The organism is Nostoc sp. (assembly GCF_036917355.1).
In the GTDB taxonomy this organism is placed as follows: Bacteria; Cyanobacteriota; Cyanobacteriia; order Cyanobacteriales; family Nostocaceae; genus Nostoc.
The window spans coordinates 23,773-44,173 of the sequence record NZ_JBALDP010000101.1; the positions used below are offsets into that span (position 1 = coordinate 23,773).

Annotated in this window: 17 protein-coding genes and 1 pseudogene; 4 read left to right on the forward strand and 14 right to left on the reverse strand. The window is 41.3% G+C overall.

Features of this window, described 5'->3' with window-relative positions; translation table 11 throughout:
- Positions 1-63: 63 nt before the first annotated feature.
- A complete protein-coding gene (locus tag V7K53_RS29935; protein ID WP_335201112.1) occupies positions 64-1,695 on the forward strand; it encodes a DUF655 domain-containing protein in 1,632 nt (543 codons plus the stop codon).
- 382 nt (positions 1,696-2,077) lie between these two features.
- Here V7K53_RS29935 and namA read toward each other — a convergent pair whose 3' ends face one another.
- The 9 genes from namA to V7K53_RS29980 all read right to left on the reverse strand — a co-directional run bounded on the left by namA (position 2,078) and on the right by V7K53_RS29980 (position 11,057).
- Positions 2,078-3,145, reverse strand: coding sequence for an NADPH dehydrogenase NamA (gene namA, locus V7K53_RS29940; protein WP_335201113.1), 1,068 nt, complete (start codon positions 3,143-3,145; stop codon positions 2,078-2,080).
- Positions 3,146-3,609: 464 nt separating this feature from the next.
- Entirely contained in the window at positions 3,610-3,816 is a 207-nt protein-coding gene (locus tag V7K53_RS29945; protein WP_335005277.1) for a hypothetical protein, read from the reverse strand.
- Positions 3,817-3,858: 42 nt separating this feature from the next.
- Complete coding sequence (locus V7K53_RS29950; RefSeq protein WP_335201114.1) at positions 3,859-4,071, reverse strand: hypothetical protein; 213 nt, start codon at positions 4,069-4,071, stop codon at positions 3,859-3,861.
- 199 nt (positions 4,072-4,270) lie between these two features.
- Positions 4,271-4,465 (reverse strand): hypothetical protein, encoded by a 195-nt coding sequence (locus tag V7K53_RS29955; protein ID WP_335201115.1) that lies wholly within the window; start codon positions 4,463-4,465, stop codon positions 4,271-4,273.
- A gap of 590 nt (positions 4,466-5,055) precedes the next feature.
- The gene (locus V7K53_RS29960; RefSeq protein WP_335201116.1) at positions 5,056-6,237 is read right to left on the reverse strand and encodes a hypothetical protein; all 1,182 of its coding nucleotides are present in this window, start codon (positions 6,235-6,237) and stop codon (positions 5,056-5,058) included.
- 274 nt (positions 6,238-6,511) lie between these two features.
- Positions 6,512-6,760: a helix-turn-helix domain-containing protein gene (locus tag V7K53_RS29965; RefSeq protein ID WP_335201117.1), complete on the reverse strand. Its 249-nt coding sequence runs from the start codon at positions 6,758-6,760 to the stop codon at positions 6,512-6,514.
- 264 nt (positions 6,761-7,024) lie between these two features.
- The gene (locus tag V7K53_RS29970; protein WP_335201118.1) at positions 7,025-7,489 is read right to left on the reverse strand and encodes a CYTH domain-containing protein; all 465 of its coding nucleotides are present in this window, start codon (positions 7,487-7,489) and stop codon (positions 7,025-7,027) included.
- A 323-nt stretch (positions 7,490-7,812) separates the two neighbouring features.
- A complete protein-coding gene (locus V7K53_RS29975; RefSeq protein ID WP_335201119.1) occupies positions 7,813-8,499 on the reverse strand; it encodes a DUF6875 domain-containing protein in 687 nt (228 codons plus the stop codon).
- Between the two features lie 908 nt (positions 8,500-9,407).
- Entirely contained in the window at positions 9,408-11,057 is a 1,650-nt protein-coding gene (locus tag V7K53_RS29980; protein WP_335201120.1) for an alpha/beta hydrolase, read from the reverse strand.
- A gap of 635 nt (positions 11,058-11,692) precedes the next feature.
- Here V7K53_RS29980 and V7K53_RS29985 point away from each other — a divergent pair.
- Positions 11,693-12,145, forward strand: coding sequence for a hypothetical protein (locus V7K53_RS29985; RefSeq protein ID WP_335201122.1), 453 nt, complete (start codon positions 11,693-11,695; stop codon positions 12,143-12,145).
- 8 nt (positions 12,146-12,153) lie between these two features.
- Here V7K53_RS29985 and V7K53_RS29990 read toward each other — a convergent pair whose 3' ends face one another.
- The 5 genes from V7K53_RS29990 to V7K53_RS30010 all read right to left on the reverse strand — a co-directional run bounded on the left by V7K53_RS29990 (position 12,154) and on the right by V7K53_RS30010 (position 17,798).
- Positions 12,154-13,203 (reverse strand): M28 family peptidase, encoded by a 1,050-nt coding sequence (locus V7K53_RS29990; protein ID WP_335201123.1) that lies wholly within the window; start codon positions 13,201-13,203, stop codon positions 12,154-12,156.
- Between the two features lie 162 nt (positions 13,204-13,365).
- A complete protein-coding gene (locus tag V7K53_RS29995; RefSeq protein ID WP_335201125.1) occupies positions 13,366-14,457 on the reverse strand; it encodes an ABC transporter ATP-binding protein in 1,092 nt (363 codons plus the stop codon).
- A gap of 63 nt (positions 14,458-14,520) precedes the next feature.
- Positions 14,521-15,405 (reverse strand): carbohydrate ABC transporter permease, encoded by an 885-nt coding sequence (locus V7K53_RS30000; RefSeq protein WP_335201126.1) that lies wholly within the window; start codon positions 15,403-15,405, stop codon positions 14,521-14,523.
- 3 nt (positions 15,406-15,408) lie between these two features.
- Positions 15,409-16,320, reverse strand: coding sequence for a carbohydrate ABC transporter permease (locus V7K53_RS30005; protein WP_335201128.1), 912 nt, complete (start codon positions 16,318-16,320; stop codon positions 15,409-15,411).
- A gap of 143 nt (positions 16,321-16,463) precedes the next feature.
- Positions 16,464-17,798, reverse strand: coding sequence for an ABC transporter substrate-binding protein (locus tag V7K53_RS30010; RefSeq protein WP_335201129.1), 1,335 nt, complete (start codon positions 17,796-17,798; stop codon positions 16,464-16,466).
- Positions 17,799-18,258: 460 nt separating this feature from the next.
- Here V7K53_RS30010 and V7K53_RS30015 point away from each other — a divergent pair.
- Both V7K53_RS30015 and V7K53_RS30020 read left to right on the forward strand, forming a co-directional pair.
- Positions 18,259-19,554, forward strand: a pseudogene (locus tag V7K53_RS30015) (urease accessory protein UreH domain-containing protein).
- The gene (locus V7K53_RS30020) at positions 19,529-20,230 is read left to right on the forward strand and encodes a hypothetical protein (protein ID WP_335201131.1); all 702 of its coding nucleotides are present in this window, start codon (positions 19,529-19,531) and stop codon (positions 20,228-20,230) included. The pseudogene V7K53_RS30015 and the gene V7K53_RS30020 overlap by 26 nt, the downstream one beginning before the upstream one ends.
- Positions 20,231-20,401 lie beyond the last annotated feature (171 nt).

The following is a 20,401-nucleotide window of genomic DNA, read 5'->3' on the forward strand; positions in this document are numbered from 1 at the left end:
CAGACCACAAAATTTTGGGAATGATAAATATATCCACTCCCAATCCACTTTTAACAGATTACAGTGCAACTTATCTCTAGACAAAGATATTTTTTATATATCTTTTTACTGATATTCTCCCTCGCTGGTTGTCAACGAGTCCAGTCCTACAATCAGCGTCCAGCACCCTTACCACAAGACCCGTTAATTCAGGCTTACTTTAACCATTCTGAGTCTTCAGAATACCAAGAAGCTTACCGTCAGCAAACTCGCCTGGGGGATGATTTAGAAAAACAGATTGTGGATGCGATTACAAATGCTAAATCCACAGTAGATATAGCGGTGCAAGAATTACGTTTACCCAAAGTTGCCCAAGCATTGGTTGATAGACAAAAAGCTGGGGTAAAAGTCAGGATAATTTTAGAAAATATCTATAGCCGACCTTGGAGTAACTTAACATCTACTGAAGTAGGTAAGTTAGATAAAAGAGAACAAGAACGCTACAACGAATTTCGCAAATTTATCGATATTAATCAAGATAATCAGCTTAGTCCAACCGAAATCAATCAAAGAGATGCTTTGATAATTTTGCAGAATGCCAAAATTCCCTGGCTAGACGATCGAGCAGATGGTTCAGCGGGTAGCAGCTTGATGCATCATAAATTTGTGATTGTGGACAATCGCCTCGTAATTATCACTTCAGCTAATTTTACATTAAGTGATACTTCAGGTGATTTTACAAATTCCAGCAGTTTAGGTAATGCCAATAATTTCTTGCAGATTGACAGCCCAGAATTAGCTGCTTTATTTACAGAAGAGTTTAATATTATGTGGGGAGACGGGCCGGGAGGTCAGCCAGATAGTCGATTTGGTTTGCAAAAACCGACACGTTTACCTAAACAAATAACTTTGGGTAATACCAAAATTACTGTGCAATTTTCGCCTACTTCTCCAACTCAACCTTGGAATAACACTAGTAACGGTTTAATTGGTAAAACTTTAGATTCAGCAACCAAGTCTATTGATATGGCGTTATTTGTCTTTTCCGAACAGCCTCTCGCCAATATTTTAGAAAAACGCCATCAACAAAGTGTGCAAATTCGCGCTTTAATTGAACCACAATTCGCCTACCGTCCTTATAGCGAAGCCTTAGATATGATGGGTTTTGCTCTTAGTAACAAATGTAAATATGAAATTGACAATCATCCTTGGTCAAATCCAATTACTACTGTAGGCGTACCTGTGTTACCCAAAGGCGATTTATTGCATCACAAATTTGGTGTTATTGATAGTCAAACAGTAATTACAGGTTCTCATAATTGGTCAGATGCTGCCAATAATGGTAACGACGAGACGCTTGTAGTGATTGAAAATCCGATAGTTGCTGCCCATTATGTGCGAGAATTTGATCGTCTTTATACCAAATTCAAACCCGGTTTACCACCAGCAATTCAAGAAAAAATCAAATTAGAACAAACACGGTGTCCTCAAATAAAAACTTCTTCATCAACTGAGTTACAAGCAACTCAAAAAGTAAATATCAATACCGCTAGTTTAGAAGAATTAGTAACTCTCCCAGGCGTGGGTAAGAAGTTAGCACAGCGAATAATTATTAGTCGTCAACAGCAAAAATTTACATCTTTACAAGACTTAGAACGAGTTCCAGGAGTGAATGCTAGAACTTTAGAAAAATGGAGCGATCGCGTGACTTGGTAAGACATCACTGTTGTGCATAGGTGTCAACTTAACGCTAAACCCGCTTGGTGACAAAGTTTTGCCCTCACTCCCAGCCCCTCTCCCATCCGTGAGAGGCAGGGTGGTTTCATACAACCAGAGAAAAATAATAATGGTTTGTAGAGGGTGGAGAAAAAAGGTTTTTTCTTTCTTTGTATGAAACCACCCTGAAATATGTCTTGGAAACTGCCATCCAAGCAGTGTATAAATTAGAAGCCGATGAACTCGACTCCGAACGCCTGGGAGACGGAAAATATTTGCTGTTCTGAGAGGCTACGGAAGGCGGCGCAGGTGTCCTTTCTCTAACTATTAGAAAAGCCTGGTGAGTTTTCTTACAATAGCCCCCTACTTTTAAAACATCCTCTTACAGCCAAGCGCGATCGTATTGAACAGGCCAGAGTTTATCGTGTCCAAGTTGTTTGGCTGCCAGATGTGGCCAGTAAGGATTGCGGAGTAGTTCGCGTCCTAACAGGACTATATCAGCGACTTCTGTACGAATAATCTCGTCAGCTTGTTCAGGGGATGTAATTAAGCCCACGGCTCCTGTATGAATATTAGCTTCGCGGCGGATGCGTTCGGCAAACTGAGTCTGATAACCAGGTTTAATTGGGATATGAACGCCCGGTATGATACCGCCTGATGAATTGTCGATGAGATCAACTCCTAAAGACTTGAGTTTGTCGCTTAAAGCAATACTTTGCTCAATGTCCCAGCCATTGTCTACCCAATCGGTGGCGGAGATGCGTACCCAAAGTGGATGTGTCTGAGGCCAAACCTCTCGGACTGCTTGAACTATTTCTCTAAGCAGACGAGTCCGATTTTCAAAGCTGCCACCATAATCATCTTGACGGTGGTTAGAAAGAGGTGAAAGAAATTGGTGCAGTAGATAACCGTGGGCAGCATGGATTTCTACTACCTTGAAACCAGCTTGGAGAGAACGTTTGGCAGCTTGAGCAAAGGCGTTAATAATTTCTTGAATTCCCTCAAGATTTAGGGCTTCTGGAACTGGGCTATCTTTGCTAAAAGCGATCGCACTACTCGAAACTAAGGGACGCCAACCTTCCTGAGATTCATCTAGTGTTTTCCCTCCTTTACTCGGTTTGGCAGTGCTGGCTTTTCTACCTGCATGAGCTAGTTGAATACCTGCAACAGCACCAAAGTTATGAATTAATGCCACAGTCTTGGCTAAAGTTTCGATGTGTGAATCTGACCAAATTCCCAAATCTTGCGGGCTAATGCGTCCACGCGGCTCTACAGCTGCCGCCTCTGTGAACACTATACCTGCACCGCCAACTGCGCGAGAAGCTAGATGAATAACGTGCCAATCATTAGCATATCCATTTGTACTGGAATATTGACACATCGGTGAAACGGCGATGCGGTTGCGAAAGGTAACTTCACGAATTTTGAATGGTTCAAATAGATGTGCCATTAATATTGATTCCTTCTCTTGCTAAGTAAAATAAATTAGGGAGGGATTTACAGCATGAATTCGATTTTGCATTAATTAAATAGAGAAGTCAAAATTCAGAATGCAATCATTAGATAATTTAGACCCACCACTTTACTTTATAGTCTCTCAGCAAATTCAAAATTTGGTGGGATTAAACCCGTTTATCCCTCTACCAGTCGCACAGAACTCAATTTAGCATAGTGAAAATTAAGCAACGGAGTGCCATCCTATCGCCCAAAGGAACTAATAATAATAGTCTTACTGCATAGCCAGTTTGGTTAAGAGTGGGAATTAAGAGAAGACTTTGATAGGGGACTTAAACCCTTACTTTCAGCCCGTAATTTACTACAGTAGTTCTTGAGTAGGGTAGTATTCCTCTAGCCGACGCTCGCGGACTCGCTACCGCTACGCTATCCTGCCCTACGCAAGAACTGCCTATTTTGTTAAATATTTGTTGAATGACTAGAGTCATCATAGAGCTTTGGATAAATAGGCTGATTGTCAGGCTTTTGAGACTGCAATTCCCAGATATCGCGTTTTCCTAGTTCTTGATCCACTAATAACTGTAGATGATCTGGTAATTTAGTTGTTTGCCAAATTGACCAAATTTCTCCATCAAATAATTCTTTTTCAATTTTTCCAGAAAACATGATTTGACCTCCACGAATGTTCAATTTTAAGTTTAGTAACTCCTAATTTAGGAAAGACGAAGTAACAAATTTGTCATTCTTCATTCTTTCGCTATCTTTAAAATACAGGTAGTATTCGCCCTTAATACTGCTTGTTAATAAAATCTCTAACTTGTGCATCGTTAAGTAACTTTTAATTACAGATATTGTCGATGGGATCGCTTCCTGTAAGGTCAATGCTTCGTTAAAAGAAGGCGATCGCATGAGCATCATCATCACCAATTTCTCTACTCAAAATTAAATGCAAATTCAGGGTCAGGAATCAACCTGCTATTAAACCTTCTGTGTCTACCAGCAGTTCTAAGGCTGGACTATGGTCAAGTATTTTCACGCCTGCTCTGGTAATCTTTTTCCGCATCAAGCGCATATAATCATAAGCTTCTTATAGCGCGACGATTAGGACGCCCTTCGTCATCTACGAGGCAACCGTACCAGAAAGTGCTGTTGCTGCACTCGTACCGCAGTAACCTTTATCTACGAGTATCACTCTTACCCCTTGAGCAGCAGCATTCCAAGTTGCTGATGCACCACCGTTTATGACTAGAACATCAGTCTCTAAATTCATTTGCGAAGTCGAACTATTGCCTGACTCAGATTGATATGTACTCACGATTACATCTCCTAAAAAGTTTACTTGACACTAAATTTTGAGTTTATTGGCTAACCCACCTAATTTTTTGGTAAAATACGATAAGTACATCAAATTACCGTATTATATATTTATGAGGTTTGCATAGATTGTGCAAAAAAACAAGAGGGTATTAAAATTTATTGATATTACCTTGAATAAAATGCAGTCTGTGGCGAAAGCTTTCTCAAAAAAATAAAGGACAAGAACTATACTTGTCCTCAATGGTTAAAATAATATATCCTGCATCGAATAAGAGTTAGATGAGACAGGGCAAAACTTTTAGCTTAACAAGCTTGCTATGCATATTATAGTTATGTAAAGTACGTATTATACTTTGGATAAAAAAGTAACTTGTTCGCGTAAAATATACGCGAACAAAACTAATAATTAATCTTGTTTATAGTTCAAGAAGCCTGGGTTAAGGGTTATTGGTGTAGATAATTGGTCTTTCCAGACGCGATAAATCGCGCCTCTACATCCGGGTTTTGGGTTTATCTAAACTGTATTGGCTGCCAGTTTTCTGCAAAAAAGAATTGATAAACGAGATTCTCTACAATCTAGTTGCTCAATTAAAACTTAACGAAATAAGTATTTGTTGGTAATTGTTGGGCAGTTCCTACATTTGTAGCCAAGTCATTGATTTTATTATCTGTTTTGATTACTGCAAACTTATCAGTAAATAGCAATACTTCACCATTTCCCGGTGTTACCCAAGCGTGGCGAGTCATTAGGTTTTTGGAGACAACTAAAAGAGATGCATCTCCACGGTAAGGAGAGATGGGTTTACCCATGAAGGTTTGATTATCCCTATTGGCGATCGCATAAGCAGCAGAGGAACCCACAAAAATTTTACTGCCATCTGAGTAAATAGTTTTAGGGAAATTGCTAGCGCCGTCTCCCATCCCCGCAGTTGTAGGTCTTCTTGGAATACTTAGCTGTCCACGCTCGACAGTAAAATTAGTCAGATTAACAGTTCCTATATAAACCTTTGTTTCGTCACGGGTTTGTGCGGCATTGGTATAGGTGTCTGTGGCGATCAAAGTCTTTGTTAATAAGTCTTTGCCATTCCACCTGTAGATTGAGTTACCCCCATAAACTGAACCAAGGACATAAAGCTTGTCTTCAACAACATGTAATCGGTTAAGTCTTGTGTCTGCCATGTCGTGAGCAAGATCGGCAGAATTGTAGCCCCAAAGCTTACCTTGGTTATTTCCTGCTAAATTTGCCAAAGCAAATATTTTTGCTCCGTCGAAAACCATTCGGTAAAGAAAAGCTACCTGGACGGGAATACCTAACCTCTTTTGTTGCTGGTAGCCACTAGTGTAGAGATACCCGTTTTTATACTCAAAATCCATTACCTCAGTTACGCCATAACTCTGTTTGGCTTTAAAGTTGAGGTTTTTGTCATAAATTGATAGAGTATTTGCAGACTGGTAAATAATCCAATCTTGCAAAAATTTTACCCGTGTCTTTGAATTAGCTGTATTGCTAACTATTTTTTGTCTAGTTCCGTCAGTTTTTATTTTTACTAGTCCTGTTGGAACAGCTAAGACATAAGTTTTGCCGTCAATTGCTACAATGTCACGAGCATCGTAATTAGAGTTTGGGATTAGTTTTTTCTTCCCATTACTTTCTACTTCCCATACACCTTCAGTATTTATGACCGCAACTTTGTTGCCGTTAGTGCAAGCTGCTCTTGGCGAAGAAATATTAAGATATGTAGCTAAAGCGGGGGTAGAATAATCAAACATTGTACAGTCCAGATAAAGTTGACTGAAAAATATTGGCGCTCAATTAAGAAAAAATTTTTTGGAGTTTTTGCGCGTTTTTAACCTAAACTCGTCTTCAAAAGTGCATAAAATATCGGTTACGGTAAACTCAAACTCAAAGGTTGAGTAATCCGCAAAATATGCATGTCTGCAAACATCGGTAAAATTAGAATTGAGTTGTTTGTGGTTATGTCGTAGCGATAACCTGTTAATTGGGGGAAAGTAACTTCAATTAATTTGCCTCTCTGGCTGCTTTCTAATTCGACAAATACTTCACCGAGACTTTCTGCCCCAGATCGTCCATCTCCTTTAACATCCCCTCAATCTTTTGCATAGGTAGAAATGAAGACTTGGCATGTCCTTTCTCCCAAAGGTTTACCGTCGAATAAGTTATACCTAAAGATGCTGCAAACTGTTCTTGGGTAAGACTAGTTGTGCCACGAAGTTCACGGATGAGCTTTCCAACTTCCGGTTGCTTGATTAGCAAAGGTTTCTTAATGGTCATTTAGCTAAGAACGCACCTGTTAATCTGGCGAGTGATATGTATTCCGCTACATCCTATTGGGGCTAATGCTGAATTGATAGGCGAAAATATACTAGAATTTTTATACTTTCTTGATTTGCTAACCAAGTAATTACACGTCCGTAGATACGGTATTTCCTAATGAGACTCCCAAGGAATCAATTACGCAACGAAATAAGCATCCTGTTGTCAAGAAGCAGTTAAAATCAATATCTGTTGAAGAAGGAAGGAGTCAGAATCAGGCTATTACCATTGTGAAAAAGGGTATTTTACTAAATTGCTGTTGAAATATCTAGAGTCATCTGAAACTTCTTGTCCAATCCAGTTTGGTAATTCAATTTGCTGATTTTCATCAGTGAGTTCAACTTCTGCTAATATCAGTCCTTTATTAACACCATCAAACTCATCTATTTCCCAAATAAAACCACCAGACTCTATTTTATATCTGGTTTTTTCTATAAAGGGACGTTGACATAATGTCTCAAGTATTTCTTGAGCATCTTGAACAGGAATAGGATATTCAAACTCTAATCTTGAATATTTAATATTGGGGCCTTTAATGGTCAAATAACTTTTGTGACCAACTATACGTATACGTACAGTTGCTTTTTCTTCTGTAGCAATGTATCCTTGACGATATACACTACCTTCAGCTAATCCTCTCCAGCTATCTCCTCTCACTAAATATTTACGCTCTATTTCTTTCGCCATTTTATTTACCAAATTCTTTGCTTTTTTATATCACAAATAATATGGCAATTCTAAATATATTCACAAAAATGCGTGTGCAATTATTACAAATCAGATTGAAGTTGTTGAAGTATTGATATTGACTAATTGATAATTAGCGATCGCTTCTACTGTAGTAGAATAATTTACATTCTGATGACGATTTGATGCTATCTGCACTAAGCGATTGCAAGTAGCAGTAAATTCGTCATTTTTATCCCACTTATTTCAAGGTGCAGCGACTTGCAAAGACTGTTAATATTCCATACCTATGCTCAATCACCAGCCCTCAATTCAAACATTTGTTATATATAAGAACTCACCAAATTTTCTTGTTTAATTTGTTCTTTTGCTAAAGCTAATGCTTGATGAGCATTTTTAAACTTTGTTTCATCTGTAAATTTATGCTCAAAATTCTTTAAATAAGCTTCCAAATACCGAATACGTAAGTGTGGATCGGCAGGATTCTGAAGAAAAGGGAGGTCAGCTTCAACCATGAACCGGATAGCCAACAAGGGGATAGGGCTACGAAGTGGACGAAAGTTTGGGTTGTGCAGACCAGGACTTTCATTACGTTTATGAAATTCTCCTATCATCAGTCCTGACTCAACAAACAAAGGTTTAAGTTTTTGTTGGACACTATCTATTACTTTAGAAGCATCTTCTATATGGATGTCAGGAAAAATAAGTAAAAAAGCTTTATTAATTGCTAATTCCTGCTCTTTAACATCTATTTGCAAAAATATATCTCGATAGCGTCCAACAATCTCTTCTAATTGTTCTGGATACAAATCGTTTGTGTGAATAACTGCTAGACGAATACTATTTGATTTGAGAGAGTAAGGTACAAAGGGGCAAACTGCGCCGGGTCTACCTAAGTTAGGATGAGACCTTCCTAAAAAATTTTTCACCCACTCCATAATTTCAATTAAGGCAGAAAGGTCTTCGTGTTGCTGGAGTTGTTCAATTTCACGAGTTGTATAGAGTTGCATAAGCTTGAGTGGAATGGAATAATTGTTTAATTCTGAATCCCAAATTAGTTTCACCTACATGTGTATTGTAAAACTAATTATTTAAGTAAATAAAACAAGCCCTTTGTTGTTGATTTTTGGTTAATCTGTGGCTTGCAGAAGATAACAACGATCTCCCATTTGGTTTTGTGAACTTAAAGTAATTTACCTCAATACATACACAAACATATTTCCCATCAAATAACTTGTTTTCATTTGTTTTGAAATTAGTTTGTAATATGTTAGCTTCAGAACTAATATTTGAATTTTGAAACACATGTAGGGCGTGCTACATGTTGCTAACACACCCTACAATTAATTGACAGAGTTTTTCAAAAAGAATTTACGATTTCTATAGGATACGTATGTATCATCATTATTCGGCATCTACTCCTAGTTTTTTACACTTTTAAGATTCTGTTATTTTTATGAATACATTATAAATTTTATGTGTAAATAGTTATTTTTACTGTAAAAATTTGGTGTAGATTTAACAGCAACTTTAGGGCTACTATCAAGGCAATACACTTGTAGTAATTAAAAAGTTTACACAGAATTGGTATAAGGCCAATTGTATAAGCTGTATATTAATCACAGCATATTTCTAAAAATAAAAATCAAAGGGGGAGCCAGAATGAGCGGCGATTTCTACCGTTCATATCCCTATTCTTAAGTAAGCTACTCACAAAATTAAATATTTTAGGACTTACAGTACTATACCAATTAACCATAATATGCATTAAGTCAAATTTATATTTCAGGTGCTAATTGCAACCCCGATTTTGTCGCATATTTACTGTTATGGGTGTTAGACATGGCTCCAAAGCCCAAAATTAGTATAGTTAATATGTATGATACGTAAGTCCTATATTTGTTTAATTGGGAGTCTCTTATTTCTCAACAAATTCTTTCACCACTGCCATAGCTTCAGGAGGAATCTGCGTAATTAGACGAAATGGAAATGCGGCAGTTGAAGCAAACTGAGCATAGTCTGGTGTCAGGAAGATAGCATAGTTTTTAGCTTCTGGAGTCATCTGTGCAGCAAAGGCCAAGGTTAGAGCTTTAACGTACTTGCGAACATCTGCTGCTTGTTCGCCGACAACTTCACCGCCACTAATCGGTGTATTTGGTTGTCCCATCTGATCTAATGTGGTGCTGGGGTCTTTTACACTGAGATGAGTACCCCCAATTATACCAACTAGCGATTTTGGGGATGGGATTTTTTCAAATCCGACAATTTGTTCAGTTAAAGCTGGGGTGGTTTTATCAGCGGAACCTGCTAACACGATAGTAGGAACTTGTATCTTAGTTAATCCAGTTTCGCCAAAAATCAAAGAAGTTGTCGGATTGAGAGCGATCGCCTGTTTGATTCTGGGATCTCGTAGTTGATAACTATTTTCTGGTAGTTCTTGAGCGATGCACTGCATATTTTCTCCCAAACTTAAGATAGTCAGGTTCTTTTTACAGCGTTGTTTGAGATGTTCTAGTTGTAACTCGGCTCCAGCAAGTGCTAAAGCTGTACCACCACCAAAAGAATAGCCAACAACCATCGCGTTTGTAGCTGCAAGTTTCCCTTGCAGGGGATGATTAGTCGTTTGGTTGAGTTTTTCTAATTCGTCGAGGACAAAACTAATATCTTGAGGACGATACAAAAACTCTTGAGGCTTCATGACTCTGGTTTTGCCTTGTAATGCTAAGTTAGCATTTACCTGATTACTACCGGGATGTTCTAAAGCTGCTACGACATAACCGTGGGATGCTAAATGTTCTGCTAGGTAACGCAAGTCAGTGCGGACAGATCCGAAGCCGTGAGAAAAGACAATTACGGGTTTGTCGGGAGTTGCAGCAGTTGACCAGTAAATATCAACTGGGATTTGGCGATCGCGCTTTTGATCGTTCAGACTTAAGTTAAGTATTTTTACTTGGGCGCTTCCTGGTTGGCTGGGATCAAAAGGGAAAGCAATCTGCGGTGTTCGCGGATGTGCTGTTATGGGGTCGAGTTGGGGAGCGATCGCTAACATGAATTGCTGGGTACGCCAAAAAGCGGTATTTAAATTCCCTGCAACAACGAAAGCCTTTGGCAAATCAATTTCTAAGCGTTTACTGGGATAAGCAGCAATAAAACTCAGTATAGAAAGACCTTGCGGTGCAGTAGAACCTAATACCAATCCTGCTCTCAATGCTTGTACCCCAGCTTTGTCCTTTCGGGCTAAAGCTGTAGCAAAGTCATTGAGAATAGTTGTACCAATCTGGGTATTAATTAGCCTATCAAGTGTGACAACATTCATCGGTATATTCATGCCCAGCGCCCCCAAGAAGAAGCGGCGTTGTTCTTCAGATAAAGACTGTAAACTCCCAGGCAATTTTCCTGTTTTTACAGCCTTTTGCAACTCAGTAAGAGAAATGGATTCTGTAAATAAACCGAAACGCATAACAACTGTGTCAGCTGCAATGACCGAAGTATTTGCCCCGAACTGTGTGAGTGCGATGGCGCTAAATAAACCCGCAACTGTCTTAAGACTTCTCCAAATTTTTCCCATAAACTTTTATACAAACTGTTACTTACGGGAATATAACGGATATTTGTGTATTTGACTACCCTAATAATTGATTAGAAATAAAAGTAAATTTTTTCTTAATTTGATGGCGATGTCTACGATGGCCACTGGCTTGTACTGAGCGCAGCCTCTCGCAGAAAAGTAGCTTGTCGTACCACTTGCCTACGGCACGCTACGCGAACGTGGAAGCAAGCTACGCGCAGCGTCTCGTAGAGATGTGCGGGTACGCCTATGCTCTAATCTCCTCAAAGTACCTGCTAATGCAAACAAAGCCATATTACAAGCATAACAAAAGTAACAAATTGTAGAATTCATCACAGTTAAAAATTTGAGCATAAATCAGTGTTAACAGCCACAAAAGCTCGATTGTTTCTCAGCTAGGTTTAATACTGTAACGGAGCTACTAGAACAGGGGAAGCGATGCCTGCGGCGGTAAACTACACATCTACAATCTGCAATTTTATTTGACAGGGAAATTTAACCAACTGCTTAATGTTTTGTCTTCGCTCTTTAAAACGTTTTGCAGAGGTGTTGCAGGTAAATAGTCTGATTGCTATAGCTGCACGATCGTTACTTATCAAATTCTCCCAGCCGCATCAACAATTTTTCTTGGCTTTATGCGTCGCAGACTCCCATATATTTTAATTTTTCTGCTCTCTTTGAGTATTATTACACTGTGGTGGCCTGTGAATGATTCTGATTGCAATTTCGAGGCTTTTATCGCATCAAAAACTACAAAATTCCAAGTACATGCTACTAAGGTTAGTGTTCAGCCGTGGCGTGGTCGTCACCATGTATATGGAATCTTTATGATTCCTGATGAATACAAACAAGCTCCATTTTTTGTGTTAACAGTCCAAGGTGCTGGTAGTTACTGTTCAAAACAATTTGGTTATAAACAAAACTTTGATGATATCTTTGCTGAACCAGGAACTTATCTGGTAAAAAAGCCGATTAGAACTCGAAAAACTCTGCGGCTCATTCTCCAAGGTTTATATTCTCAGGTTAATGATAAAAATAATTGGACGTTGACTTTCCCGGAACCAAAAGCTAGTCAAGATAATTCATAATTCATCAGTTAGCTTGGTGGTTTAGTTTCCAAAACCTGGTCTTTTTCTAACAAGGCACTAGTCGCATTAACTACAATTTGTGCTGCTCCTGTGAAGAACGATCGCTCGATAGTTGCTGGCACATCGCTAGGTTTATGATAGTGTGGAGTGCGTAAATTTGCGGTATCTGTCACCAGCACAGCACCCACACCCTGATACCAAAACGGTGCATGGTCGCTGCGTAGGGTATCTGGTGTCAGTAAACCTTTAAAAGGAATTGGTAGTGTTAGAACTGCTGGGATTGATTCCTGTTTATTCAGGGCGGTTGAGGGGACGTTCTGTGAGTTTTGAAAGGCATTAAGTAAAGACAAGTGTTCTGTATCACCGACTACTGCCAAAAAATCGCCTTTGTCACTCGGTGGCGTAACAGGCAATCCGGCAGGGTATTTCTGACAGCCAGCAGTGTAACAAGCGTAACCTACCATATCCATAACGATCGCTCCGCCTAAATTTTGCAAGCGTGCTGTCTTACTCACAAAAGCCTGACTACCCAAAAGTCCTGCTTCCTCTTGGTCAAAAAAAGCTAGCTGTAACGTCCGTGGCGTAGGACGAGAACCGAGTAACCGGGCGACTTCCAGCACTACAGCTACACCACTGGCATTATCATCAGCACCAGGGGAGGAGGCAACAGTGTCGTAATGCGCTGCTACGAGAATTGCTTTCGCGGCTTTATTCGTTCCTGGTCGTTCGGCAAAAATATTCACACCGTCAGAGAACTTTTCTAATTTAGGTTTCCAGCCGAATTTTTTCAGTTCAGTTGTAATATAAGTGCGAGTTAGCGATCGCTCTTTTGTGGTGTAGCGCTGAAAATTCAACTTTTGGATATGGTTTAACAGCTTCTCAGTAGACACTGGGGGAGTAATATCAACTTCCCTTGATGGCTGTAGTTCGGGTGTTTTCACTGGAATCCGCTCAACAATTGTCGGTGAGGGACGCTGTTCAAAAAACGTGCTACCTCTGCTACCCAACACGGCAACTGTCATCAGCACCAACAGCATCAGCCAAATCCATTTTCTCATCCTGATTTATCCTTGGCTTCCTGACTTAGAGTAGCGCAAATCCCCAAGCATCACTTTCCAGGATTGCTTCGGTTAAGGTTTTTTGATGAAAATTCGAGATCGCAAAGACGCGATAAATCTGATTATTGTAGAGACGGCGATTCATCGCGTCTCTTGCTTGCGTTAACCTAACATTTGCCTCTTAACAAGAGCATGGCCAGATTGCACATCAAACCAGTGAATATCTTCAGGGGGCAATGCTAATGTAATATCCTCGTCACTCCAATTTTGGTCTGTTGGCAACAAAGCACGTACTGTAATCGCTCCAGTTTGTGAACCCTCAACCTTGACACTAACCAAATAGTGCATACCCAAATTTTCCACTAAAAATACTCGCCCTTGAATAGTCTGGGTATCGCCTGGTTGAGCAATGCGGACATTTTCTGGTCGGATTCCCAGAACAATCTGCGGTGGTACAGTTGGTATATCTGGGAGATGAACCTGAAATTTACCCAGCAGCGCATATTGTCCCTTACAAGGTAAAGTTAGCAAATTCATTTGTGGACTACCAACAAATCCAGCCACAAATAGATTAGCTGGATGGTTATAGATGCGGTCAGGCGGGTCAAGTTGCTGGACATAGCCATCGTTGAGCAATGCAACCTTCGTAGAAAGCGTCATCGCTTCGGTTTGGTCGTGGGTGACGTAAACCACTGGCACTTTTTGGGCGGCAAAAATTTGCTTGATATCGGCTCGGACTCTTTCCCGCAATAGTGCATCCAGGTTACTTAAAGGTTCATCCAGCAGGTAGACATCGGCATTACGCACCAAAGCACGACCAACAGCAACCCGTTGCCGTTGACCTCCAGACATTTGGCCAGGTTTGCGGTTCATTAACTCTGCTAATCCTAAAACTTCTGCCACTTCTGCCACTCGCTGTTTAATTTCTGTCGGTGGTACTTTTTTCAGCTTGAGTCCAGAAGCGAGGTTTTCGTACACCGTCATGTGGGGATAGAGTGCATAGCTTTGGAATACCATTGCAATATTGCGATCGGCTGCTCGTTTATAGGTGACATCCACCTCCCCAATCTCGATTTGACCGCGAGTCGGTTCTTCAAGACCCGCAATCATGCGTAGAACGGTGGATTTACCACAGCCGGAAGGGCCAAGTAAAGTGAGAAATTCATGGTTATCTACAGTTAAACTAACGTCTTTGACAGGGACGACTTTGGGACTGTAGGTTTTATTCAAGTTTTTAAGTTCGAGTTTAGCCATTTTTCATTTGTCATTGGTCATTGGTCATTTGTCAGAAATTATTATTTTCCCCTCTGCTTCCTCTTATCCCTTGACAGCACCAGCGGTAAGACCTTGGACAATCCGGCGCTGGAAAAACAGAACTAGTAAAATCAGGGGTAATGTCCCGATGACAGTTGCAGCAGCGATCGGGCCATAGGGAATTTCATATATTGTCGCACCACCCAACTGAGCCGCAGCCACGGGAATTGTCTTCAACTCTTCACGCGTCATAAACGTGAGAGCAAAAATAAACTCGTTCCAAGCAAAAATAAAGGTAAGGATTCCAGTAGTTACCAAGGCGGGAAGGGTCATAGGCAATACGATTTGCCATAGTAGTTGAAAGGTGTTGTAACCATCTACCCTAGCAGAATCTTCCAAGTCTTTTGGTAATTGTTCAAAAAAGCTTTTAAGTACTAAAATTGTTAGCGGCAAATTGATCGCAGTATAGGGTATAATCAGCGCCAGATAATTATTGCCCAATTTAAGCGCTTGGATAATTTCTAACAATCCTAAGAACAAGAGAATTCCAGGAAATAAGGTAACAATTAAAATGCTGGCGAGGATAACTTTTTCACCCCAAGGGCGTAACCGTGCGAGAGCATAAGCCGCAGGTGCGCCGATCGCTAAAGCTACAGCGGTAGAAGTAATCGACACAAAGGCACTATTGAAGATGTAGCGCCAAAATGGCCGACGAGTAAATAACTCAATGTAGTGATTGAAAGTGAATCGTGTAGGAAAATAGACAGTCGGGACGGCGGCAATATCCTCATTCACTTTAAATGAGGTCAGCAATTGCCATAGAGCTGGCGCTAGGCTAAATAGCACTATTAATACAACTATGATAAACAGCAAGATTTTTTTCAGAGAAAACTTGGTTCCCTCTGTTCGTTTTGGAGTCGTTGGAACTGCTTGGGGAGTTACACTCATACGTTAAATGGCTCCTGATGTTTTGGCACGGTATCTGTTAAGCAAGAAACTAGCGATCGCTACCGCCGCAATTAATATTAAAAATGTCACTACTACCAGGGCTGCTCCATAACCAAAATCTAAGTAGCGCATCACCGTGGAGTAAATGTACAATGACACCACTTCCGTAGCGCCACCAGGGCCACCCCCAGTCATCACAGCAACCAAGTCAAAAATCCCGAAAGCTTGAGCAAACCTAAATAGCACTGCAATCAATATTTGCGGCAGCAGTAATGGCAGGGTAATATTACGGAAACTTTGCCAAGCAGTTGCCCCATCAACCGAGTAAGCTTCATAGAGGTCTTTTGATATCGACTGCAATCCAGCTAGCAACAGGATACTGATAAACGGCGTAGTTTTCCAAATATCAGCAAAAACCAGTGCGATCATCGCCAGCGTTGGCTCTCCTAACCAATTAATTCCAGTCTGAATCAGCCCCAAGCGCAGCAGAATATCGTTCACAACCCCAAACTGGTCGTTAAAAATCCAAGACCACGCTAGACCAATCAAAGCAGTAGGCAAAGCCCAAGGGATAATGGCGGTTGTACGCACTATGCCCCGCCCAACAAACGCCTGATTGAGAACTAGAGCAATCCCCAGCCCTAGCAGTAGTTCTGAGATTACTGATGCTGTTGTGAACACGGTTGTCGCCCACAAACTCTGCCAGAAACGACCATCCCCCGCCATCCGCACATAATTCTCCAAACCAGAGAATACAGGTTGTAACTCTGTTCCCAAATTTCTAGTAAATACGCTTAACCAAAATGCTCGTAAAATCGGGTAGGCAAATACAAACAACAACAGCAGCAATGCTGGTGTTAGTAAAATCCAGGCTGTCTGTTGTTCTCGATTTCTAAGTGTATGTAAATTTGTCATTTGTCATTTGTCATTTGTCATTTGTCATTTGTCATTTGTCATTTGTCATTTGTCATTTGTCATTTGTCATTTGTCATTTGTCATTGGGCATTGGGCATTGGGCATTGGCAAAGAGGAGGTAGAAAGCACAAATTATTTAATTTTTAATTTTTAATTTTTAATTGCTTTCCCCCTGCCCCCAACAATCGCCGCGTTTCCGCAGCAGCAGCTTGCATTGCTCGTTCAGAATTCATTCGGCCGGATAAGGCGGCGCTGAGATAACGCTGTAAAATATCTGATGTTTGAGCATATTGGGCGATCGGCGGACGTAAAACTGCATTGTCCACGACCTGCAATAACTGCGGATAGTGGGGGTATTTAGCAACAATCCCTGGATCTGTAAACAGTTCCCGGCGACTTGGTACATAACCTGCACTGAAAATGAATCGGCGCTGTGCTTCCCGACTAGTAAAATACTTTATTGCTTTCCAAGCTTCTTCAGGATGTTGAGAAGATTTCGCAATCCCTAAGCCCCAGCCCCCCAGACAAGCCGCTCCCGTCTTACCAGGAGCATGAACCATCGGTTTAATCGCAATTTTGCCCCGAATTGGCGAATTTTCTGCCTGGGCTAGAGGCCAAGCATAAGGCCAACTACGCAAAAACGCTACTTGACCATTTTGAAACAAACGGCGGGTGTCTTCTTCTTGATAGGTTGTGACTCCAGGAGGAGAAACGCCTTCGCTGATGGTACTACGTAGAAACTCAATGGCTTGTAATGTTTCTGGTCGATCTAGTCCAACTTCGAGGGTGTCGGGTTTGACCCAGAAGCCACCAAAGCCATCGAGGATTTCTGCAAACATCGCCACAAGTCCTTCATATTGGCGACCCTGCCAAACATAGCCCCACTTCACCTGGTTTTTCTTCTGCAAGACTTGGGAAATTCGGATCAAATCATCAAATGTTTCTGGCGGTTGCAATCCCGCTTGTTTAATTAAATCTTCTCGGTAGTAGAGCATTCCCACGTCGGAACGCACTGGAATGCGGTACAGCTGGTTTTGATAACGTCCCCCTTCTACATCCTGGGGTGAAAATTCTGCCAACTCCTCTTTAGAAATGCGATCGCCTAAAGGTAGCAACCATCCCGCAGCAGCAAACTTGGATGTCCAGATCACATCCATATTAATCAGGTCATAAGGGGATTCACCCAAAATAAAAGATGAGGTATATAGGTCTTCGAGCAAATTTGTGGCATTCGGCCCTTCAACTAAGTTAATGCGAATACCAGGGTTTTCAGCCTCGAAGTCTCTAATTAAACCCTGCCTCCAAGGTTCGGCATCAGGGGCAGTCATTAACAAATTGAGGGTAACTGGTTGCTGCGAAAGTGCTACCAAACTTAACAATAGAATGCTCAAAAGAGTTGCCAGGAAAACCCCCATATGTAGGTAACTTTGTTTTTGGATAAATTTTTGCAACTTGTTTATTGGCTTTCGGTACAACATTATTAATGTAGCGATCGCTAGTAGTAATCCTTAGGAAAGAAAAACATAAAATATCTCAAAAAAGATTATTTTGTATTATTTTTTTACGGCTTAATCAGTAGGTGGGCATAAATATTTGTTGTTGGGATGAGGCAGAAAGCAGAATGCAAAAATCAGGAGATAAACGGGTTTTAGCCTCATTTATTTTTGTCAACATAGTTTGATTTTATTTTGCTTACCTACTTAGCGCTTGATAAGAGAATTTAGGCAATTGTCAGCAAAAGTTTAGATAAATTACATTTCCGAGAGAAAATATCAAGTTTGACGCTTTGTCTTTTGACAGCGATCGCAACCTCACGTAAAGTGCCCCACTAGAGGAGTGCTGAGTACTGAGCAAAGAAGAAAAGAATTTCTTAATTACTTCTTCAAAATCTTTATTCTTACACTCAGGACTCATGACTCAGAACTCGGAACTTTTTTTATGGTAGATTTGTTGCTGATTGCAGTCCTGGGGTTCCTGGGGAGTTTTGGACATTGCTTTGGGATGTGTGGCCCTCTAACAGTGGCATTTTCTCTGTCTCATCAGCCGAAAAGTCCAAAAACAGTCTCTTTGGGACAGACATTAACCTTAGAAAAGCCCGACACTTGGCAACAGCAATTAAAATTTCATATCCTGCTAAACCTGGGGCGGATGTTGAGCTATGCTCTAGTCGGTGCTGGCATTGGGGCGCTAGGTTCGGTATTGCTGCAAGGTGGACAGCTAGCGGGTATTGGCAGCGACTTCCGGCGCTGGATGGCAATTCTGACTGGTGTGATGTTGATTTGGTTTGGCTTAGGACAAGTAAAACCCGATTTACTACCGCGCATTCCCGTGTTGCATCCCCTATTGCAAGGTAGTTTACACGATCGCCTCAGCAGCGGAATGGTTAAACTTTCCTTAAAAGCCAAATGGTGGACGCCAATGCTTTTGGGGATGACTTGGGGTTTAATGCCCTGTGGTTTCCTGTATGTTGCCCAAATTAAAGCCGCTGAAACTGGCAATTTATGGATGAGTACAGCTACTATGCTGGCTTTTGGCTTGGGAACCCTGCCCACGATGCTAGGTGTAGGCGTTTCCACATCTTTGGTAAGTAAAGACAAGCGCAGTCAGTTGTTTCGATTAGGTGGTTGGGTAACACTCACCATTGGCGTTATCACCTTGCTGCGGACTGGTGACACAATGGTAGATTACACCGGACACGCCGCCTTAATCTGCTTAATTTTGGCGTTAATTGCGCGTCCGATTAGTGGCTTGTGGGCTTCACCACTGCGTTATCGCCGCGGCTTGGGAGTGGGATCTTTTGTGCTTTCTGTGGTTCACACCTTCCACATGATAGAACACTCATTGCAATGGAATTTTGCCGCCTTTTCGTTTCTGCCACCAGAATTTCAGTGGGGGATGGCTGCGGGTGCTGTAGCATTGGTATTAATGTCCCCCGCCGCTTTTACAAGTTGGGAATCGTTGCAAAAATCTTTGGGCAAGCGTTGGCGACAGATTCATCTATTGGGTGTGCCAGCCTTGCTCTTGAGTGCCATTCATACTGTGTTGATTGGTTCCCATTATCTGGGTTCCTTGCAATCAACTTGGGGAAATAAATTAGCGGCAGTACTGATGGTAATGATTACTCTCAGTGTTTTGCTAGTGCGTAGGGCGAAGCCCTTGCCGTAGGCATCGCGCTTTTTCTGGTCAAAGTTAGCCGTAGAAAAGTTTTATGTTCCCCCAACCAAATCGCGGTAAATCATCTTTATTTTCTGGTTCCGTTTCAACGAGTCAAAAACAGAAGCGTTACCCTCAAAAAGGTATTTTCTGGAAAAATCAAGGAACGATAAAGTATTTATTATTCTTGAGTTGCTTAGTTATATCAATAACTAATCTTTACCCTGCTTTTGCTCACAAGGTAGAAGTAGGCTCAGATGTAGGCGGTACTCTCCACATTGAACCAAATGATAATCCTCGTGCTGGAGAACCAAGCCAAGCCTGGTTTGCACTTACCCGCAGAGGTGGAAAGGTAATTCCTCTGTCACAGTGTAATTGTCAGTTGGCTGTTTATGCCGAACCTTATGCAGCCGGAGAGCCACCGCTGTTAGAACCACAGTTACAACCTGTGTCAGCCGAACGTTATAAAGGCATCCCAGGTGCAGAAGTTGTCTTTCCCAAACCAGGGCTTTATGAGTTGCAACTAAATGGAAAACCTGTCTCTGGGGCAAGATTCAAACCCTTTGAGTTCAAATTTGAAGTGACTGTGGCAGGAGGCGGGTCTACACAAAATACACGAAACCTGCGAAATGTCAATGGTGATTTAGTAGAGGGTCAATCTCAACAATTACCAACTTGGGCGATCGCACTGCCAATTCTCGGATTTATCGGCATCTTAGTTGTCGTCATGCAAAGTATGAGGAGGGGTGGGGAGTAGGGAGTGCTGAGTGCTGAGTGGGGGAGCAGGGAAAGCAGGGGAAGCAGGGGGAGCAAATTATTATTCTTTCCCATTCCCCATTCCCCATTCCCCATTCCCCATTCCCCATTCCCCATTCCCCATTCCCCATTCCCCATTCCCCATTCCCCATTCCCCATTCCCCATTCCCCA